At 55.1% G+C, this 18838-nt stretch carries 10 protein-coding genes; all 10 read right to left on the bottom strand.

Features of this window, described 5'->3' with window-relative positions:
• Positions 1–2: 2 nt before the first annotated feature.
• The 10 genes from OH144_RS02440 to OH144_RS02395 all read right to left on the bottom strand — a co-directional run bounded on the left by OH144_RS02440 (position 3) and on the right by OH144_RS02395 (position 18826).
• On the bottom strand, positions 3–1775 hold the full coding sequence (locus OH144_RS02440; RefSeq protein WP_266204698.1) for a family 43 glycosylhydrolase: 1773 nt from the start codon (positions 1773–1775) through the stop codon (positions 3–5).
• Between the two features lie 220 nt (positions 1776–1995).
• Positions 1996–3516: a sulfatase family protein gene (locus OH144_RS02435; protein ID WP_266204697.1), complete on the bottom strand. Its 1521-nt coding sequence runs from the start codon at positions 3514–3516 to the stop codon at positions 1996–1998.
• Positions 3517–3598: 82 nt separating this feature from the next.
• A complete protein-coding gene (gene bglX / locus OH144_RS02430) occupies positions 3599–5953 on the bottom strand; it encodes a beta-glucosidase BglX (protein ID WP_266204696.1) in 2355 nt (784 codons plus the stop codon).
• A gap of 16 nt (positions 5954–5969) precedes the next feature.
• Positions 5970–6638, bottom strand: coding sequence for an SGNH/GDSL hydrolase family protein (locus OH144_RS02425; protein ID WP_266204695.1), 669 nt, complete (start codon positions 6636–6638; stop codon positions 5970–5972).
• Entirely contained in the window at positions 6635–8797 is a 2163-nt protein-coding gene (locus tag OH144_RS02420; RefSeq protein ID WP_266204694.1) for a glucoamylase family protein, read from the bottom strand. The genes OH144_RS02425 and OH144_RS02420 overlap by 4 nt, the downstream gene beginning before the upstream one ends.
• Positions 8798–9373: 576 nt before the next feature.
• Entirely contained in the window at positions 9374–11107 is a 1734-nt protein-coding gene (locus OH144_RS02415) for a family 43 glycosylhydrolase (RefSeq protein WP_266204693.1), read from the bottom strand.
• A gap of 95 nt (positions 11108–11202) precedes the next feature.
• On the bottom strand, positions 11203–12585 hold the full coding sequence (locus OH144_RS02410) for a glucoamylase family protein (RefSeq protein ID WP_266204692.1): 1383 nt from the start codon (positions 12583–12585) through the stop codon (positions 11203–11205).
• A gap of 56 nt (positions 12586–12641) precedes the next feature.
• Positions 12642–14270, bottom strand: a complete 1629-nt coding sequence (locus OH144_RS02405; protein WP_266204691.1) for a glucoamylase family protein — start codon at positions 14268–14270, stop codon at positions 12642–12644.
• 88 nt (positions 14271–14358) lie between these two features.
• Positions 14359–15825 carry a RagB/SusD family nutrient uptake outer membrane protein gene (locus OH144_RS02400; RefSeq protein WP_266204690.1) on the bottom strand — a complete coding sequence of 489 codons (1467 nt, stop codon included), beginning with the start codon at positions 15823–15825 and terminating at the stop codon, positions 14359–14361.
• Between the two features lie 22 nt (positions 15826–15847).
• On the bottom strand, positions 15848–18826 hold the full coding sequence (locus OH144_RS02395) for a SusC/RagA family TonB-linked outer membrane protein (protein WP_266204689.1): 2979 nt from the start codon (positions 18824–18826) through the stop codon (positions 15848–15850).
• Between the last annotated feature and the right edge of the window lie 12 nt (positions 18827–18838).

The raw sequence follows: 18838 nt of genomic DNA, 5'->3' as shown, positions 1-18838 counted from the left end.
CCCTACTCTACTTTCACCACCTTGGTTCGTTTACTGATTCCGTTTTCATTAAAGGCCTCTACCTGAAAGTAGTAGGCGGGGTTTACGTTCAGCGCATTCAGCTCATACGCGGTGTCCTGATAGATCAACACCGAGTTGTAGAGTTTATCGGGCGCAATGCCATAGTAGAGGTGGTAGCCCTGCGCTCCCTTTACTGGCTGCCATGCCAGTTTTGCCTGTCGCCTGTCTGCGCCCCTGCTTACGCTGAATCGTGCCGGTACGCCAGGCTTTTTACCCGCGCCTTTCCCGAAAACCCGCAGCCCCGAGATGGCCAGGTGGGGCGTGGGCACATGGTGATTGGTGAACCTGATGTAGCGGGCTTTCTGCGGCTGCGGCAGCTCTACGTAATCATTTGGCACATCCTGCCGGATCACCCTTTTATCTACCAGTACCTTCCAGTTCTTCCCGTCCAGCGAGTATTCCAGCAGGTACTGGTGGTAGAGCGTGTCTGGTTTTCCGAAGATGTTGGACTTGTGGTCGTGGTAATTGAGCTGCACCGCCCTCACCTCGCTCACCTGCTCCAGGTCTACCTCCAGCCACTCGCCGGGCTTGTTGGTCTGCGCCACCCAAAAGCTTTTGATGCTTTCGTCCACCACATGCTCAGGAGTATAGTTTTCCTGTGCAGAAGAAGCCTTCACCGGCTTGTTGTAGGATAGCAGCATCCAGCCGGTGAAGAGGCTCTGGCGGTCCTTGTTATCCGGAGAGGGCAAATAGTGCGGATAGTCCCCGTAAGCGGTGTTTGCATAGAGCTGCCCAGCTTTGTCAAACCCTGCCGGGAACTGCCCGATGCGGCGCTCAAAGTTAAAGTTAACGCCGATCAACATCGTTCCATAGTGCCACCACTTGCCCCAGGGGTCCTGCACGGTGCTGCCATGGCCCGCTCCCCTGATAAAGCCGCCGGGCTTGTAGGAGAAGGGGCTGTACTCCTGATAGGTGAAAGGGCCAAGCGGCGCCTCTGAAGTATACACCCCATCTGCATAGACATTCCATTCCGTACCGGGCGCGGCATACTGCAGGTAATAAGTGTCCTTATACTTAGTCATCCAGGCACCCTCCAGGTAACCGGCTGTCGCGGTGTCGGTGTGGTTCTCCCCAAAGCGCTCCCAGCCGTGCTGCTTGGGGTCAAGGCTGATGAGTTTTTTGTTTTCGCCGGCAGGAAGAAAGTAGTGCCCTGGGTTTAGCTCTAGCCCCTGCAGCGGCTGCGTGTTGGAGGACTCATGGTAGAGGTATACTTTGCCATCGTCATCCACAAAAAGCGCCGGGTCGTGCAGCGTCAGCGGCAGCACAGACGGCACTCCCCGCCAGGTGCCTACCTTAGGGTTATCGGTATAGATAACAGACTGCGCCGATGCCGGATTCCCCAGTGCCAGCAGGACGGAGTCGCCCATAGGCCAGGCCCCAGGCGCATTGGAGGACTCAAAATACCAGCTCTGCGGCCTGATAAACTGCCAGCTGCGCAGGTCTTTGGAGTGCCAGTAGCCTTGGGAACGTGTCACGAGCATATAATATTCGCCCCGGAACGGCACCACGGCAGGGTCGGCACCCGAGCGAAAGGATACGCCCCGGCTGGCATGCACCACGCTGTAAGTATAGTCTATGTTGATGGGGTTGCAGTAGGTGTGCTGCCCCTGCGCCAAAGTATAAAAAGACAGCATCCAACCCACCAGCCCCGCCAGAAGAGCCTTCCGCCGTGCCCCGGTTTTCATACTTTTGATATTCCTGCGGTTATACTTCATCCTTGTTGTTAAGAAGTCACTCCCCTACATCTGTACCTCCAGTCCCGTATCTGCGGGAGGCAACGCATGAGTCTTTGCCATGGCTGCTGAGCACTTAAACGAGCCGCTGCGCGCCACACCACCTCCTATCCCCCTTCCCTGCCCCGCTGCCGCAGCGGAACAGCCACGCCGGCAGGGGTATAGCGGGAGCGCTCTAAATCACACAGTTGCGTTATTATGTTTAGTAAGTTCCTTTGTATGGTAAGTCGATGCGCTTGTAGGGCACGTTCTTGAGCGGGATCTGGAGCCCGTTAGTCGCTTCCAGCCAGTTCCACATCTCCGCCTTCAGCTCGCCGGCAAGCTTCGCGTATTCCGGGTCGCGGATCAGGTTGTTCATCTCCCCCGGATCCTGCTGTATGTCGTAGAGTTCGTTGATGTCCCAGACGCCGTGGTTGTAGATGTACTTATACCTATCGGTGCGGATGCCGAAAATAGTGGGTGTTTGCGGAAAAGCCCACTCCCAATAATACTCATAGAAGATCTTGTCGCGCCACGGCACTTTCTGGCCCTGCAGCAGCGGCAGAAACGAGTTGCCCTGCATCTGCGCCGGCTTCTCCAGGCCTGCCAGTTCCATAATGGTGGGAGCGATATCCACGTTGAGCACCATCTGCTCCACCTTGGTGCCGGGTTTTATCAGGCCGGGCGCGCGCGCCAGCAAAGGCACCCGGATAGAGGCCTCATACATGTCGCGCTTGTCGATCAGGCCCAGCTCCCCGAACTGAAAGCCGTTGTCGCCCATGTAGATGACGAGCGTGTTCTTATCCAGCCCCTCCTTCTTCAGCCAGTCCAGCACACGGCCAATGCTTTCGTCCACGCTCAGCAGGGTCTCCAGGTATTGGCGGTAAAAGTCGTCGAACTTTATCTCGCCGTCATACATGCCATCCACGCCGTGCCAGCTGTTGCGCTGCGCCTTCACCCACTTGGGGATGTCGCGCACGTTTACCGGCCCCTGCGGCTCCTGCACCTTGCCGTAGCGCTTACTGGAGTCGGTGGCGGTGAGGTACATGGAAGGCGGGCTCACGATCTCAATGTCTTTATACTTACCCTCATGGCGCTTAGCCGGCATGAACTCGGCGTGCACACCCTTGTGCGAGAGGTAGGCGAAAAAAGGCTTGCTCTTATCACGCTTTTTCAGCCACTCCAACGTGTAATCAGTAAGCAGGTCGGTCGTATAGCTATCTTCCGGCTGCTTCACCTCCTGGCCATCTATGTTAAAAGTAGGGCTGTAGTAGACGCCCTGCCCCTTAAAGCTCACCCACTTGTTAAAGCCCGGCTGCGGCTCATCGTCGGTGTTGCCCATGTGCCACTTGCCGAAAAAGCCGGTCTGGTAGCCCTGCTGCTGCAGGTACTGCGGAAAGAAGACCAGTCCTTCGGGGAGCGGCGCGCTGTTATCGACTATCTCGTGGGTATGGGCGTACTGGCCGGTCAGGATGGAGGCGCGACTGGGCGAGCAAAGTGAGGTAGTGACAAAGGCGTTCTGCAGATGCGCGCCCTCTTTGGCCAGCCGGTCCATGTGGGGTGTTTCCAGCTCCGGCACTTTGTTCATAAAACCCATGAAATCGTAGCGGTGGTCGTCACTAAGTATAAAGATGACGTTCATGGGCTTGGCCTGCTTCTTTTTCTGGGCCTGTGCCGCAGGTAGCCACAGCAGCAGCGCCAGTATACTTGCCAGCCACTTTCTGTGCAGGTATAAGTTCATCATGGTAGCGAATTTTAAGGTATAAAAAGTGAGGTTGTGGCGCCGCCGGCCTTAAAGGTCCGGCAGCACCAACTCACCTAACCAATTATGGTGTCACGGTAAAGCTGGCCTCCTGCACGTCGCGGGAGTTGGTGCCAACAAATACCTTGAATTCTCCTGGCTCCAGCACGTGCTCCAGGTCGTTGTTGTAGAACTTCAGATCGTCCGGGGTGATGGTGAAGGTCACGGTCCGGCTCTCGCCTTTCTTCAGGTTGATCTTCTGGAAGCCTTTTAGCTCTTTTACCGGGCGCGTGATGCTGGCCACCACATCCTGGATATAGAGCTGCACCACTTCCTCGCCATCGTAGTTGCCGGTGTTCTGCACCTGCACGGTTACCTCCAGGTTCTCGCTGGGGCTGATGCTGGTTTTGCTCAACTGCGGTTTGGAGTAGTTGAAGGTAGTGTAGCTCAAGCCGTAGCCGAAGGGGTACAGCGGCTCGTTGGTCACGTCCATGTAACGGGTGGTGTACTTGTTGAGCAGGTCTCCGTTGAAGGGGCGGCCCGTGTTTCTGTGTGCGTAGTACAGCGGAATCTGGCCCACTACCTGCGGGAAGGTAGCGGTTAGCTTACCCGACGGGTTGTAGTTACCGAACAGCACATCGGCAATGGCGTTCCCGGCCTCAGTGCCGGCAAACCAGGTCTCCAACATAGCATCCGCATTCTGGTCTTCCCAGGTCAGGGTTAGCGGACGGCCGTTCATCAGCACCACTACCAGCGGCTTGCCGGTTTTCTTCAGCGCCATCAGCAGCTCCTGCTGCTTGCCGGGCAGGCCAATGTCGGCGCGGCTGGCGGCCTCCCCGCTCATGCCCTGCGACTCCCCTACCACGGCCACGATCACATCCGATTTCTGCGCCACTTTCACGGCCTCGGCAATCAGCTGCTCGGAGGTGCGGTTGTCGAGCTGCAGCTCGCCGCCGTGGGCATTCAGGCGCTTGATCATCTGCTCATCGTCGGTAATGTTGGCGCCTTTGGCATAGTTGATCTTGATGCCGTTGCCGGCCACATTGCGGATGCCCTGCTCCACCGACACGGCCTGCTTCCAATCGCCGGCGCCGCTCCAGTTACCGATTAAATCGCGCTGGTTGTTAGCCAGCGGGCCGATGAGCGCGATCGTACCAGACTTCTTGAGTGGTAGCGTCTGCTTGCTGTTTTTCAGGAGCACCATGCTTTTGCGGGCAATGTCCCGGGCTGCCTCGCGGTACTCCGGCTTCATGATCGTGTTTTTGGCGCGCTGCTCATCCGCATAACGGTAAGGGTCCTCAAACAGGCCCAGTTTATACTTTGCCTCCAGGATACGCCGCGCCGCTGTATTGATGTCCTCCTCGGTCACGTTGCCTGCTGCTACGGCCTGCTTCAGGTGCTTGAGGAACACTTCGCCTACCATGTCCATGTCCACACCCGCCTCCAGGGCCAGCTCGGCCACTTTGGCCTCATCGCCCACGCCGTGCGCAATCATCTCATTGATGGCAGTATAGTCCGTCACTACAAAGCCATCGAAGCCCCACTGCTCGCGCAGCAGCTCGGTCATCAGCCAGCGGTTGCCGGTAGCTGGCACGCCGTTGATGTCGTTAAAAGAGGTCATCACACTGCCTGCACCCGCGTCGATAGCTGCCTTGTAAGGCGGCATGTACTCGTTGAACATGCGGTTAAGGCTCATATCCACGGTATTGTAATCGCGGCCAGCCTCGGAGGCCCCGTACAACGCGAAGTGCTTCACGGTGGCCATTACGGTGTTTTCCTTTGTCAGGTCATCGCCCTGGTAGCCATGCACCATCGCCTTGGCAATCTGAGAACCCAAGTAGGGATCTTCCCCGGCGCCTTCCGCTACACGGCCCCAGCGTGGGTCGCGGGCAATGTCCACCATCGGCGAGAACACCCAGTTGAGGCCATCGGCAGAGGCCTCGTCGGCGGCGATGCGGGCACTGCGCTCCACAGCCTCCATGTCCCAGCTCGCCGAGAGGCCCAGCGGAATCGGGAAAATGGTGCGGTGCCCGTGGATCACGTCATACCCGAACAACAGCGGAATTTTGAGGCGCGTGTTGTTGACGGCAAACTCCTGCAGCTTTCGGGCAGCCACCGGGGTATAGGTATTGAATACGCCGCCTACGTTACCCTTGCGGATGTTTTCGTCCACGTTCTCGCTCACCACCGGCCCCGTCACATCGAAGCCCACCGACACCAGGTTCAGCTGCCCGATCTTCTCCTCCAGCGTCATCTGGCTCAGGAGGCTGTCCACAAACTGGCGCATGCGTGGGTCTGCTGTGTTGCTTGCCACAGCTGTTGGCGTGGTCTGTTCCACGGTTTGGGTTTGCTGGGCCGTAGTAGGCTGCTGGGCTGTATTACACTGCGTGCTCATCAACCCGATAGACATCACCAAGGCTGTGCGTATGATTCGTTTCATGTATGCTATAGTTAGGTTATTTAATCAAGCTTGATTTTATCTTCTTCCTCCAGATCTGGTAGCCCTGCTGGTTCATGTGCAGGCTGTCTTTTGTGAAAATCTCCGGCTTCGGTTTGCCGTTCGCCTGCAGCATCGGCTCGTACACATCCACATACCTGGTCTTAGGTTGTGTTTGCAGATAGGCCTTTATCAACCGGTTCGATTCCTCAATAATAGGTTTATACTGGATGCGCGAAGGGCTGGGCTTGATCGACACAAACACCACCGGCACCTGCGGCAGCTCCTGCCTGATGCCCTGGAACACATCCTGAAAACGCTCCAGCACCTCCGGCGCCTGCACACTACCCCCGGCAATGTCGTTCTCGCCGGAGTAGATCACAATTTGTTTGGGCTGGTAGGGGATCACGATATCGTTGAGGTAACGCTTCAGGTCGAGGAGGTTGGAGCCGCCAAAGCCACGATTGATGACCGTATGCTTCGGAAACATCTCCTGCAGGTTCTTCCAGAGTTTGATGGAGGAGCTGCCCACAAAAAGGATGGCGTCTTGGGGCGGCATCTGCTGGCTGTCCTGCTGCTTAAAGGCCTGGATCTCTTTCCAAAAGGGTGGGTTGCTCTGCTGGGCTTGGGCGTTTGGAAGGGCCAGAAGTATAAACAGCAGGGCGAAGTACGTGTAGATTTTTCTCATCGGGTTTTCTCTATTTTTTTAAGGGCTTGTTGAATCTCTTTATTTTTCATGAACAGGTTCCAGATCAGGCCGCTGCGGTGGTTTTCAATCATGACCGTGATGGGAGCCTGGTTCAGGCCCATGTACAGCGGCGAAACCCAGTTCTCGTCCAGGTTAAAGGCGTCCCGGAAGCCATAGCTTCCCCACAGAAAGTGGCCATACACACGGTAAAAGTGCTTCAGCGCGCGCATCGACTCCTCCGGGGTGTACGGAAAGGAGGCCAGCGCCCCGGTCGGCGTCATCTTCCCGGTATCGGCATGTGGCACCGGCTCGTTGGCCGAATAGTCCCAAGGGCCGTCAGAGGCCGTCAGGCCCCAGCTATTTTCGCTGTAGCCCTGGTGGTTCTCCGGGTTCTCTGTACAATATCGGTAATTTATCAGCGCGATGTTCCGGTTATTTTCGAAGTAGTTGGTATACCTATCGATGAGCTTGTGCGGGTCTGCCGCCATATAGGAATAGTGTATAAAGAACAGCGGCCCGCCGTTAGACACCCCCACGGGCAGCGGGATGCCAAAGTAGGTGTTGCCGTTGGTGTACATCATTCCCTCTTTGGTTTGCCCCCAGGCGGCCCTGTATTGCAGCGCTTTCTCGCTCTGGCTGGCCCAGCCGCTGTAGTACATGCTGGCCGGTATGCTGTGCGTAGGCGAAGCGATGCCGAGCAGGTACACGATCATCGTCTCATTCCAGCCGATAAGCTGGTGGTTCAGCACCCAGGCCTGGTCCGGCGACCAGTGCCAGGTCAGGAAATCGCTTTCCGGCTTTTTGCGGTACCAGTCCCACTCCACGCCGCGCCAGATAGTGGTAATGGTATTGCGGATCTCTTTTTCCTGCGGCGTGTTCGCCGTGAAATACTCCCGCGCCGCCAGCAGCCCCTGCACCAGGAAAGCCGTCTCCACCAAATCGCCGCCGTTGTCGCGCGGGCCGAAAAAGGGCTCTGCCTTGCCGGTCTCGCCGCTGATAAAATGCGAAAAGGCGCCATGGAATTTCTCGGCCTTGTTGAGGTAGCGCAAGATCTGCAGAAAGCGCTCCACGCCCTGCTCCCGCGTTATCCACCCGCGCTCAATGCCCACCAGCAGGGCCATTACGCCAAAGCCGGAGGCCCCGGAGGCCACCATCGTCCTGCGGCCCGGAATATTCTCCAGTGCCAGCCCGCTGTTGGGTTCCGCTCCCTCCCAATAGTAACGAAAGTTCGCCTCCTGCACCATCGTCAGCAACTCCTCGTCCGTCATGGGCCGGGTGGTGGCACTCATACTTTCAGAAAGCCCTGTTTCCTGGTATCGATCATCCAGCAGGCTGATTTTATAGTAGAACGTCTGCCCCACGGTGTCCACGTAATCGGCATAGCGGCTGATGGAGGGGATTTGTACCGCCACCGGCTTGAAGTTCTTGTTATCTGTGGAGCGGTATACCTGCACGTAACGCACGGCAGGATCCTCGATCTTTTCCCAGGTCAGGTCGATGTGCTTCTCATAACCTTTGGCGCTTAGCAGTTTAGGAGCGGCTTTTATACTTTCTCCAGCTTGCAGGGGCAGCATTTCCATCTGATCCAGGTACAGCTCGTGCCACTTTCCATCCGCTGCCTGCTGCTGAAAGGCCACCACATCCAACTCCTTCGTATCGCTGTAACTCAGGCCTTTGAAGCTGCTCAGGGGCACCTCCACCGTCAGCCAGGCACCGGTTTTACAGGTAGGGAGGAAGTTTTGCAGCGGCAGGAACTGGGAGAGTTCCTTTGCCTCCCGTTTGCCAATGGCCACTGCCGGAAGTTCTGTCGCCGCCGTGTTGGATTTAACGAATAGCCGGAAGACCAGCTTCTCCTGTGGCCGGAAAAAGTCCATGCCCCGGATGGGGTGGTAAAGCACCTGCGCCTGCCAATGCCCGCCTTTCGCGGAATTATACTTCAGCTCGAGCGCATTGCCGGGGGTAACGTATACTTCCTCGCTCACAGGCAGTTTGCCTCGGCTGTTCTTTACCCAGCTCGGCGAAGTATAGCTGGCCGAAGTATAAAAGTGGTCCTTGCCCATCAAACTGTTATCGAAGAAAACCCTGGTGTAGGGAGTCTCCTGCGCCAGCAGGTTGGTGGCGCTCAACAGGGTAAGGATGGCAAGAAGTATACTTCGCATGGTTTTAAGCTGGTTTATACTTTCTGATTTATACTTTTATAGCTCCCTCTTTCCTGGCACAAGTCTTCAGACTTGTGTCCTTTTGTAATGCCGACTCTCCGACTCGACTGGCTTAAAAAGTTTTGCTGTTCCGGACATCCCTGTCCGGAACCAAAGCTGCTGCGGACTTCCTAGTCCGCGTAAGCCATACTTTTATACTTGTTGATTCATACTTTATACTTTGCTTATACTTGCTGGCTTATACTTTCTTAGACGCTGCTTCTTGTATTTTGACACAAGCTATTCTATCTAACTTCCGTTCATCCTGTAGATTTACAACCAACTCGTTTCATTTCTGGCTTTGGTGCTCTCCAGCCCGAGAGGGCTCGTCCTGGGGGTAGGGGCCCTCGATAAGGGCATCGCGCTGTGTTCCCTCCTGCGCCAAGTCGCTGCCCTTACCGGGCACCGGATCTCACAAGGCGCTCAACCCAAGGACTGGGATCAGGTTTGTACATCGATCTGGGTTTAGTATAGTTCAGGGTGCAGTATTAGTTTAAGTGTAATTAAAGTATAGTTCGTGTACTTAGGTTAAGCACCTTACTCCACCTTTACCGCCTTCGTCCTTTGTGACACACCATTTTCGTTGAAGGCTTCGATGGCGAAGTAGTAGCCCTGGTCCACGCCCAGGCTTTTCAGGTCCAGCTTGTTATCGTCGTACACCATCCAGGAGCTGTAGAGTTTGTCCGGTGCGATGCCCCAAAGCACGTTGTAACCTTGCGCATTGGCCTGTTTGTCCCAGGTGATCATGGCGTCGCGGCGGTCCTGCTTGCGGTTTACCTTAAAGTTCTTTACCCGGGCAGGAGCTTTACCTTCTCCCACCCCAAACACGCGCAGGCCCGAAATGGAAAGGTTAGGCGTCGGCGCGTGGATGTTGCGGTAGCGGATGTAGCGCACCGTCTGCGGGGTACCCAGCTCGACGTAATCGTTAGGCACATCCCTGTAGTTGTCGCTCCTGTCCACCAGCGTTTGCCAGTTTTTACCGTCCGTAGAGCCCTCCACCACATAGCGGTGATACAGCCCCGGCACTTTGCCATAGAGGTTGGATTTGTAGTCGTGGTAGTTTACCTGCACGGCGTATACTTTGCCGGGCTTCTCCAGGTCTATCTGCACCCACTGCTGGTCGTTGTTCTGCTCGGCTACCCAGAAGGTCTTGGTACTCTCGTCGAGCATGTTCTCTGGCTTAAAGTTTTCTAAGGTAGAGGAGCCCTTCACCGGCTTTTTGTAGGACAGGAGCATCCAGCCGGCAAAATCACCTGCCTTGCCTGGCACAGCCGGTGCGTAGTGCGGATAGTCGCCGAAGTAGGTGTTCACGTGCATCAGCCCATCCTTATCGAAGGTGGTATGGAACATGTTGATGCGGCGCTCCCAGTTCATGTTAACCGACACCGAAGCCGAGCCAAAGTGCCAGTACTCCCCTGCCGGCCCTACCACGGTGCTGCCGTGCCCTGCCCCGTTCATGTAGCCGCCAGGCTTATAGGATACCGGGTTGTTCGGGGCATACGTAAACGGCCCTAGCGGCGAATCGCCAATGTACACGCCATCGCCATACACGTTAAACTCGGTGCCGGGGGCGGCATATTGCAGGTAGTACTTGCCGTTGTGCTTCGTCATCCAGGGGCCTTCCATGTAACCGGCCAGCACCGTGTCGGAGTGGTTCTCCCCAAAACGCTCCCAGCCGTGCTTGTCGCCGTGCAGGGTAAAAAGCTCCACCGTTTTCTCCGACGGCTTAAAGCGATCTTTCCTGTTCAGCTCTTTTACCCGGATGGGGTATGTGTTGGAGGAGCCCCAGTACATGTAAGCCTTTCCATCGTCGTCGATAAAGAGCGCCGGGTCCTGCAGATCGCCCAGAATACCGGGTGTCGCTTTCCAGTCGCCGCGCTTGGGATCATCGGTATACAGCACGCTCATAGAGCCGGAGGGGTCGCCGGCCACATACAGCACCGAGTCTTTGTAGTTGAAGGCCGCAGGAGCGTTGGATCCCTGAAAGTACCACTTCTCCGGTTTGATGAAGTTCCAGTTCTGCAGGTCGGTGGAGTGCCAGTAGCCCATCGAGCGGGTCACGAACATGTAGTACTCGTTGCGGAACTCCACCACGGCTGGGTCGGCCCCGGAGCGGTACGAGATATCCCGGTAGGCATCATACACGGCATACGTATAGTCGATGTTGATGGGGTTGCAGTAGGTGCTCGCCTGCGTGCTTTGCGCCTGGGCAGCGAAGCTCCCGCCCCAAAGTATGGCCAGTGAAAGTATAGCTTGTAAGGCTTTTCTCATGTGTATGGGTTTATACTTTGATATTCCTGTCAGGTAATATATGTTCCTTTAAAAGCAGACGCGAGAGCTATTCCTGCGCCTGCCAGCTTTTATACTTACTTGAGCTGCGGACTTTGGAAGCCTAGCTTTTTCAGGCCGCTCTGCACTTCCGGAGCGCTCATGAACAGATCCCAGAGCAGGCCTGTGCGACCGTTCTCGATCATCACCACTATCGGTCCCTGGTCGATGCCCAGGTAGCGCTGCGGGAACCAGTTGTGCTCCTCCGAGTAAGCATCGTACGGCCCGTACTTCCCAATCACTTTGTCGCCCAGTTCTTCGTAAAGGTGGCGGATTACTTTCAAGGACGCTTCCGGTGCATAAGGGTAAGACGAAAGAGCCGCGGTCGGTGTGATTACGCCCAGGTCGTTTTCAGGACTATGACCAGCGTAGCCCTTCGGAGAATAGCTGGAGGTAAGCCCCCAGGCATCTTCTCCGTAGCCTTTGTAGCCTTTCGGGTTGTCCACGCAGTAGTCGCGCTGTATCAGGGTGTGGTTCTGGTTGAGTTTCCAGTAGTCGGCGTACTTGTCGGTGAGCCCGCGCGGGTCGAGGCCCAGGTAAGAATAGTGTGCCCAGAACATCGGCCCGACGCTGCCTTTGTGTCCGTTGTGGTTCAACACCACCTCACGGCCATACATGGTAGCGCCAGATGTAATATCCCCACTGCGGGCCCAGCCCTCGTGGTATACTTCGGCGGGCACTCCGTGCGTAGGCGAAGAGGCCGCCAGCACATAGGTTACCAGGCACTCATCGTATCCGCGAATTGGAAAGTTCATCTCCCAGCCATAGGTGGGGCTCCAGTGCCAGTAAAGCGCGTTTTGCCCGCCGTTGCGGTACCAGTTCCAATCTACTCCTTTCCAGAGCTTGTCTATCTGTGCTGCTAAGGCTTTTTCCTGTTCATTGCCATCCTGTAGGTACTGGCGCACCGTCAACATGCCCTGCACCAGGAAAGCCGTTTCCACCAGGTCGCCGCCATTATCTTTTTGCCCGAACGGCTTTACCTTGCCTGTCTCCCCCTCTATCCAGTGGCTCCAGGCCCCATGAAAACGGTCGGCTTTCTCCAGAAAGTTCACCATCTTCTGCAGGTGCTGCACCCCTTCCTTTCGGGTAATAAAGCCACGCTCCATGCCCACTACAATGGCCATTAAACCAAAGCCAGTGGCACCGGTGGTAACCACATTCTGGTCATTTTGTGGATAATCGCCATCCATGTGGATACGCTCGCGGGCAAGCCCCGAGTTAGGCTCTGCCCCCTCCCAGAAGTACTGAAAGGTCTGCTCCTGCACCAGCGCCAGCAACTCCTCATCCGACAGCTGCTGGCCAGCTGTTGCAGTGGTGTCGGCAGCTGGCTCAGTTGTAACGGTGCTCGTTTCGGAAGAACTCTGGCAGCCATAGAAAAGCTGAGCGGCCAGCAAGGGTATGGCTAGTAAGGTTCGCTTCATGTGTGTATTGTTTTGTTTCTGTAATTTTTATCTCAGATACTGGTTTACACTTGTTCTTAATGGAGGTAAAGCAGGATCTCTTTAGATGTAGCGCCCGAACGGAGCAGCAGTTTATACTTTCCCGGCGCCAGTTCCTGCCCCAGCGCCACCTGCTCCAGTCCAGCACTTTTGCTCTCGTTGTTCCAGATCGTTTTTAGCTCCGTGCCGTCCTCTTGCAGCAGTTTTAGGGTATAGCTCCCAGCTTCTTTCGTGGCCACATCGATCAGGTAGTTGTCCTTGTCCGGGTGGCGCAACAGATCTACCTGGCTTGTTCTGATATCGGGTGTTACCAGCGGAAAGCCTGTATCGTAGGTCGGTTTTCGGAAGCCCAGTTTGGAAAGCCCGGTCTGTACTTCGGGCAGGTTAGTAAACAGGCCCCAGAGCAGTCCGCTGCGGTAATTCTCTATCATCACCACAATCGGCCCCTGATCGATGGCCAGGTGGTCGGTGGCTGTCCAGTTACGGGCCTTGTTATGCGCGTCCTTTAAGCCATACTCCCCCACCATCCGGCTGCGAAGGCCCTTGTACATTTTCCGGAGCACCTGCATGCTGTAATAGGGTGTGTAGGGGAAAGAACCCAGCGCCGCCGTGGGTGCCACCGTGCCATTGTCGTTGGCGGGTGAGTGAGCGGCATAACCATCCGGATCATCGGAAGCCGTAAGGCCCCAGAAGCTCTCGGTGTAGCCGTAGCTCTGCGGCGCAGAACTGAGGCTGTAGGAGCGGTTCACCATGGTATGGTTCAGGTTTTGCTGCCAGTAGTTCGTATAGGTATCTTCCAGCTGCCGCGGGTCGAGGCTCAGGAAAGAGTAGTGGGCAAAGAACAGCGGACCACCATAGGCCGGTCCCATTTTCAAGGTATAGCCGCCGTAGTTCTGTGCGGCCCCGAAGTTGGCGCTCACCCAGGTATTCCGGTATACTTCCGGCGAGATGGGGTGGGTGGGCGAGGCGGCGGCCAGCACGTAGGTGATCAGTGCCTCGTTCCAGCCCTGTAGGGGCATGTTCATCTCCCAGCCATAGGTGGGGCTCCAGTGCCAGTAGAGCTTGCCGTCACCACGCGAGGCGTACCAGTCCCACTCCACTGTTTCCCAGAGCTGGGTGATCTTTTGCCGGAGCTCTGCCTCTGCGCCGCCGCCATTAAAGTAGGTGCGGGCCGTAAGCAGGCCGTTCATCAGAAAGGATGTCTCCACCAGATCGCCGCCGTTATCTTTGGGGCTAAAAGGAATGGTGGCGCCGGTATTGCCATGCAGCCAGTGTGGCCATACGCCATGAAAACGATCGGCCTTGGCCAGAAAATCTGAAAGTTTGTTTAGTCGTTCTACAGCCTGCTCACGTGTGATCCAGCCGCGGTGCACTCCTACAAGTATAGCCTGCACGCCGAAGCCGGTGCCGCCTGTGGTTACGAGGTCGCCGGAGCTGCTGCGCTCACGCGCCATACCACTGGCAGGATGGGCAAAGTCCCAAAAGTAGCGGAAGGTACTCTCCTGTACTTCATCCAGCAGGGCTTTATCTTCTGCTGCCGTGGGTTCTGAGGGGGCTACAGGATCAGTTGGTCCCGGTGCAGGCTGCTCCTCATCTGCCTCGCCCTTGCAGGACAGCAGTGTGCATAGCAGTAGCAGGCAGCAGTACCATAGCTGTTTGTTCAACATCCGTTGCGAAAGTGTAGTCTAAATAGTGAAAGAAAAGAAAGTATGGAGCCTTGCCTTGCGGCGGCCCCATACTTCAATTATTTAGTAATTAATAACCCGGGTTCTGGGTAAGCACACCGTTGCTGAGGTCTATCTGGCGCTGTGGAATAGGATATACCTCATTTACACCTTCTGTAAACTGTTTCCCTTGCGCTTGCAGCACCTCCGCTGCTCTGCCTTGTCTCACCAGGTCAAAGAAGCGATCCCCTTCCAGCGCGAGCTCCACCCGGCGTTCGTGCCAGATAATGTTGCGCAACTCCTCCTGCGAAGCAGACGTGATTGGATCTAAACCAGCTCTCTCGCGCACCTGGTTCAGTGCATCCAGTGCCTCCTGGGTCATGCCTAGCTCATTGGCGGCCTCGGCATGCATCAAAAGCACCTCTGCATAGCGTAAAATGCGCATGTTCTGATCTTTAGCATAACCACACTCCCGCGTTACGTAGCTTGGTACATAGGCCTTTTGGTTATACCGCGGATTTGATGCATTCTCATCGATCTTATCGCCTTCAGGGGTTGTTTCCCCTCTAAACAAAATAGTAGCGTCCAGGCGCTCATCTCCCTCTTCGTAGGCATTGACCAGGTCCTCAGTAGGTATGCCAAATCCCCAGCCGAACTGGGGGCGAACTCCCTGTACTTCCCCCCACTGCAGGTTAGACGCCCCACAGTTTCCGGGTATGGTCGTGGCCTGCACCTCAAAAATAGACTCACTGTTATTCTCCCCTGAAATACGGAAGATGTCGTAGTAATTCGGTGTGAGCGAGTAGCCCATGCTCATTACCTGGCTGGTAAGGTCATACACTGCCTGCCAGTTCTCCTGGTACATCTGCACCTTTGCCAGAAGGGTAAGTGCGGCCCCTTCGGTAACGCGGCCAACATTGGCTGCATCATAACTCTGAGGCAGCACCTGCGCTGCATCTGTCAGATCCTGAATAATTTGTTGGTATACCTGCTCTTTTGGAGTGCGCACCGGGTTCAGTTCCTCCGGTTCTGTTGGAACACGCGTGAGCAGCGGCACATCGCCGAAGGCTCTGACAAGGTTGAAGTAATGATAGGCACGCAGAAACTTAGCCTCCGCAATCAGGCGATCCTTCAGCGCCTGATCCATCTCAATGTTCGGGATGTTCGTGATCGCCTGGTTTGTCAGGTTGATGGCCTGGTACTGGCCAGTCCAGTAGTCATCCAGAATAAATTGAGTGGGAGAAATGGTGAAGTTATCGAAATCGTTCATGAATGCAGCGTCTCCGGGATCACTCCCTTTCTCTGCATTGTCTGAGGCAATGTTCGTCATCGCCAGGTTGGCAAACGCGGCAACTTTCCACTCCCGCAGGTTGCCATAAATCGCGTTCACCGATCTGATCGCATCCTCAGGTGTCACGAAGAATGTCTCGCTGGTTGTTTCACCCTGAGGTTGCACATCCAGGAACTCCTCCTCCTTACAGGCATACAGCCCGCTAAGCAACAGTACGCCTAGCACAATTAAAGCCTTTCCTCTGCCCCTCTTTCTGTTCTTTTCCATATGATTTGCTCTTGATTCCGTTTTAGAAGTTAACATCTACACCAAAGTTATAAGTGGCAGAAAGCGGGTACACGTTCAAGTCTACGCCTGCGCTGTTGGGGGCTCCTCCTACCTCAGGTGTAAAGCCTGTGTAGTCGAACCAGGTAACCGGGTTCTGCGCATTTACATAGAGTCTGATGCGCTCCATTTTCCAGCCACTGGTAAGTGCACTTGGCAGGGTATAACCCAACTGCAGATTTCGGATACGCATGTAGCTACCATCCTCCACATACCAACTGTTAGCCTGAATGTTAGCATCTTTTAAGTCAGGACTTGGATAGGTATTGGTAGACCCCGGCCCACTCCAGCGGTTTTCATAAAAGTCTTCTGTATAGTTCTCGTTGCCGATCCTTACTCCTTTGTTTGCATTATACACGTCTACATCGCCAACGCCCTGAAAGTCTAACTGGAAATCCCAGTTTCTGTACCTAAAGTTCGTGTTTAAGCCATAGTAGAACCCTGGGTTTGGATTGCCAATGATCGTCTTGTCATTCGCGTCGATCACATTGTCGCCGTTCAGGTCGCGGTAGCGGAAGTCTCCGGGCTCTATGTTAGTCACGTTAGCCTGGGCAGAGTTTGCTATCTCCTGCTCATTTTGGAAGATGCCTTCCACCTCATAGCCATAAAAGGACCCGATCGGGTCGCCTACACGGGTTACGCTGGTAAAGATGCGGCCCACAGGGAGTCCTCCACTAAACTGGGGCAAACCTGTAGCCACCTCGGTCACCTCGTTCTTGTTGGTTGAGAAGTTGCCGCTTATAGAGTAGCTGAAATCAACGGTGACATCCTGATTCCAGGTAGCAACAAACTCGAGCCCTCTGTTACGGAAGCTGGCAAAGTTTCCAAAAATATCACTTGTCAGTGTACCTAGTGTGGCAGGCAGCGGCGTATTGAAAATGGCGTCCTCCGTCTCACGATTGTACCAGTCGATTTCAGCTGTAAGCCTGTTGTCCAGGAAAGCAAATTCTGCCCCGATGTCTGTCTCTTTCACCACTTCCCAAAACAGAGTTGGTGGAACCGCCAGGTTGATGGTACCACCCGGGTACACCACCCCGCCAAAAACAGCTGTATAGATTGGATTGTCCAGGTCCGGCCGCAGAATGGTTATGTTGGAAGGAATACGGCTGTTACCCAGTTTGCCCCAACTGCCGCGCAGTTTAAAGTAATCCAGCACTTGCTGGTTCTGCATAAACGATTCCTCAGAGACTACCCAGCCTAAGCCTATTGCTGGAAAGTAGTCAAAACGTTCATCCTCCGGGAATTTAGAGGAGCCGTCGCGTCGGAGTGTGGCCGTGAGTAAGTACCGGTTCTTGTAGTTATAGTTTACGCGGCCGAAATAAGAGAGCAGGGTAAGTTTATCAGCAGTGTTGGTGATAAAAAAGGTTTCCGGGTCTCCTAAGCCTAAGTACAGCGTCGCCTCCGACTCGAAAGGCACATCGTTGGCGGAGCCGATCAAGGCCTCTTCATTATCCTCCTGCGCCGAGTACCCCAGCAAGGCAGTTACCTCGTGGTCTCCGAACTGCTTATCGAAGGTAAGGGTATTCTCCCAGAGCCAACGGGTAAACTTACTTCTGGATTTTGTGAGGGTGCTGCGTCGGGCAACCTGCGTGGTTGTAAGCGAGTCCTCGGATACATAGTTGCGGTACTCGTTGATAGCGTAGGAAAGCCCGAGGCTGGAGCGGAACGTAAAGTTCTCCAGGAAGTTGACCTCACCGAAGGCACTACCAGTCAGGTTCTGGCCGTTGGAGATTTGGTTGTACCAATCAAGCGCAGCCCTGGGGTTGCCGAAAGTGCCGAGGCCAAGGTTTGCCGGGTCGCCATAATTACCGTCAGCCTTAAATACCGGCACAACCGGGGGAACCACATAGGCCTGGTACGTAACGCCGCCTGGCACATCGTCTGAGTTATAATCATAGAAAATGGCGTTATAGCCCAGCTTTATGTGCTCTGTGGCATTGAAGTCTGTTTGCAGGCGCGCCGTAATACGCTCATACTTGTTTCCGTCGATAATGCCTTCCTGGTTCAGATAACCAGCGCTGGCACTATAGGTAATCTTATCAGACCCTCCGGAAAAGCTCACCTGGTGGTTGTGAATGCTGGCTGTACGCAGGATTTCATCATACCAATCTGTAGAGGGAAGGTTAGGGTCTACGATTTCTGATCCTTCTTTCTGGTTGATCAGTTCTGCATACTGCTGCGAATTTGCTAAATCAACCTTGTTTGTCACGCGCTGCACTCCTACAAATCCATTGTAGTTGATGCGCGCCTCACCAGCCCTTCCGCGCTTGGTCGTAACCAGTATTACGCCGTTGGCTGCACGCAAGCCGTAGATTGCAGCACTGGAGGCATCCTTCAGGATTTCCATGGAGGCAATATCATTGGGGTTCAGGAAGCTGAGATCCTGCACAATAGTACCATCTACCACATATAAAGGGCCCGGATCTCCAAAAACAGAGCCTGTACCCCGTATGCGCACGGTAGGCGATGCCCCTGGCTGGCCGCTGTTCGAAATCTGCACCCCTGCCACTTTACCCTGGATATTGCTGACCGGGTTCTGTGATGCCTGCCTGGCAATCTCCTCTCCTTCTACAGAGCTGATGGAACCTGTAATATCCCGTTTCTCCTGCACACCATAGCCTACCACTACCACCTCTTGCAGTGCCTCAGCGTCTGTCTCCAGCTGTACATCAATAGTCGTACGGTTATTAATGGGCACCTGCAGGTTTCTATAACCAAGGTAATTAAACGAAAGGGTACCGTCTGCCGGGGCATTTAAAGTATAGCTGCCATCAGCATTGGTCTGAGTTCCGGTTGTGGTGCCCTGCACCACAACACCCGCCCCGATCAGCGGTTGCCCGGTGGTGGCATCGGTTACCCTACCCTGCACCGAAATTGTATTCTGTGCAAACGAGAGGTGAACCGCCAGCAGGCACATGACGAGTAGTATAAATTTTCTCTTCATACGTTTTATGAT

It is taken from the genome of Pontibacter kalidii, assembly GCF_026278245.1.
Taxonomy (GTDB): domain Bacteria; phylum Bacteroidota; class Bacteroidia; order Cytophagales; family Hymenobacteraceae; genus Pontibacter; species Pontibacter kalidii.
This window is presented reverse-complemented; position numbering and strand designations above follow the sequence as displayed.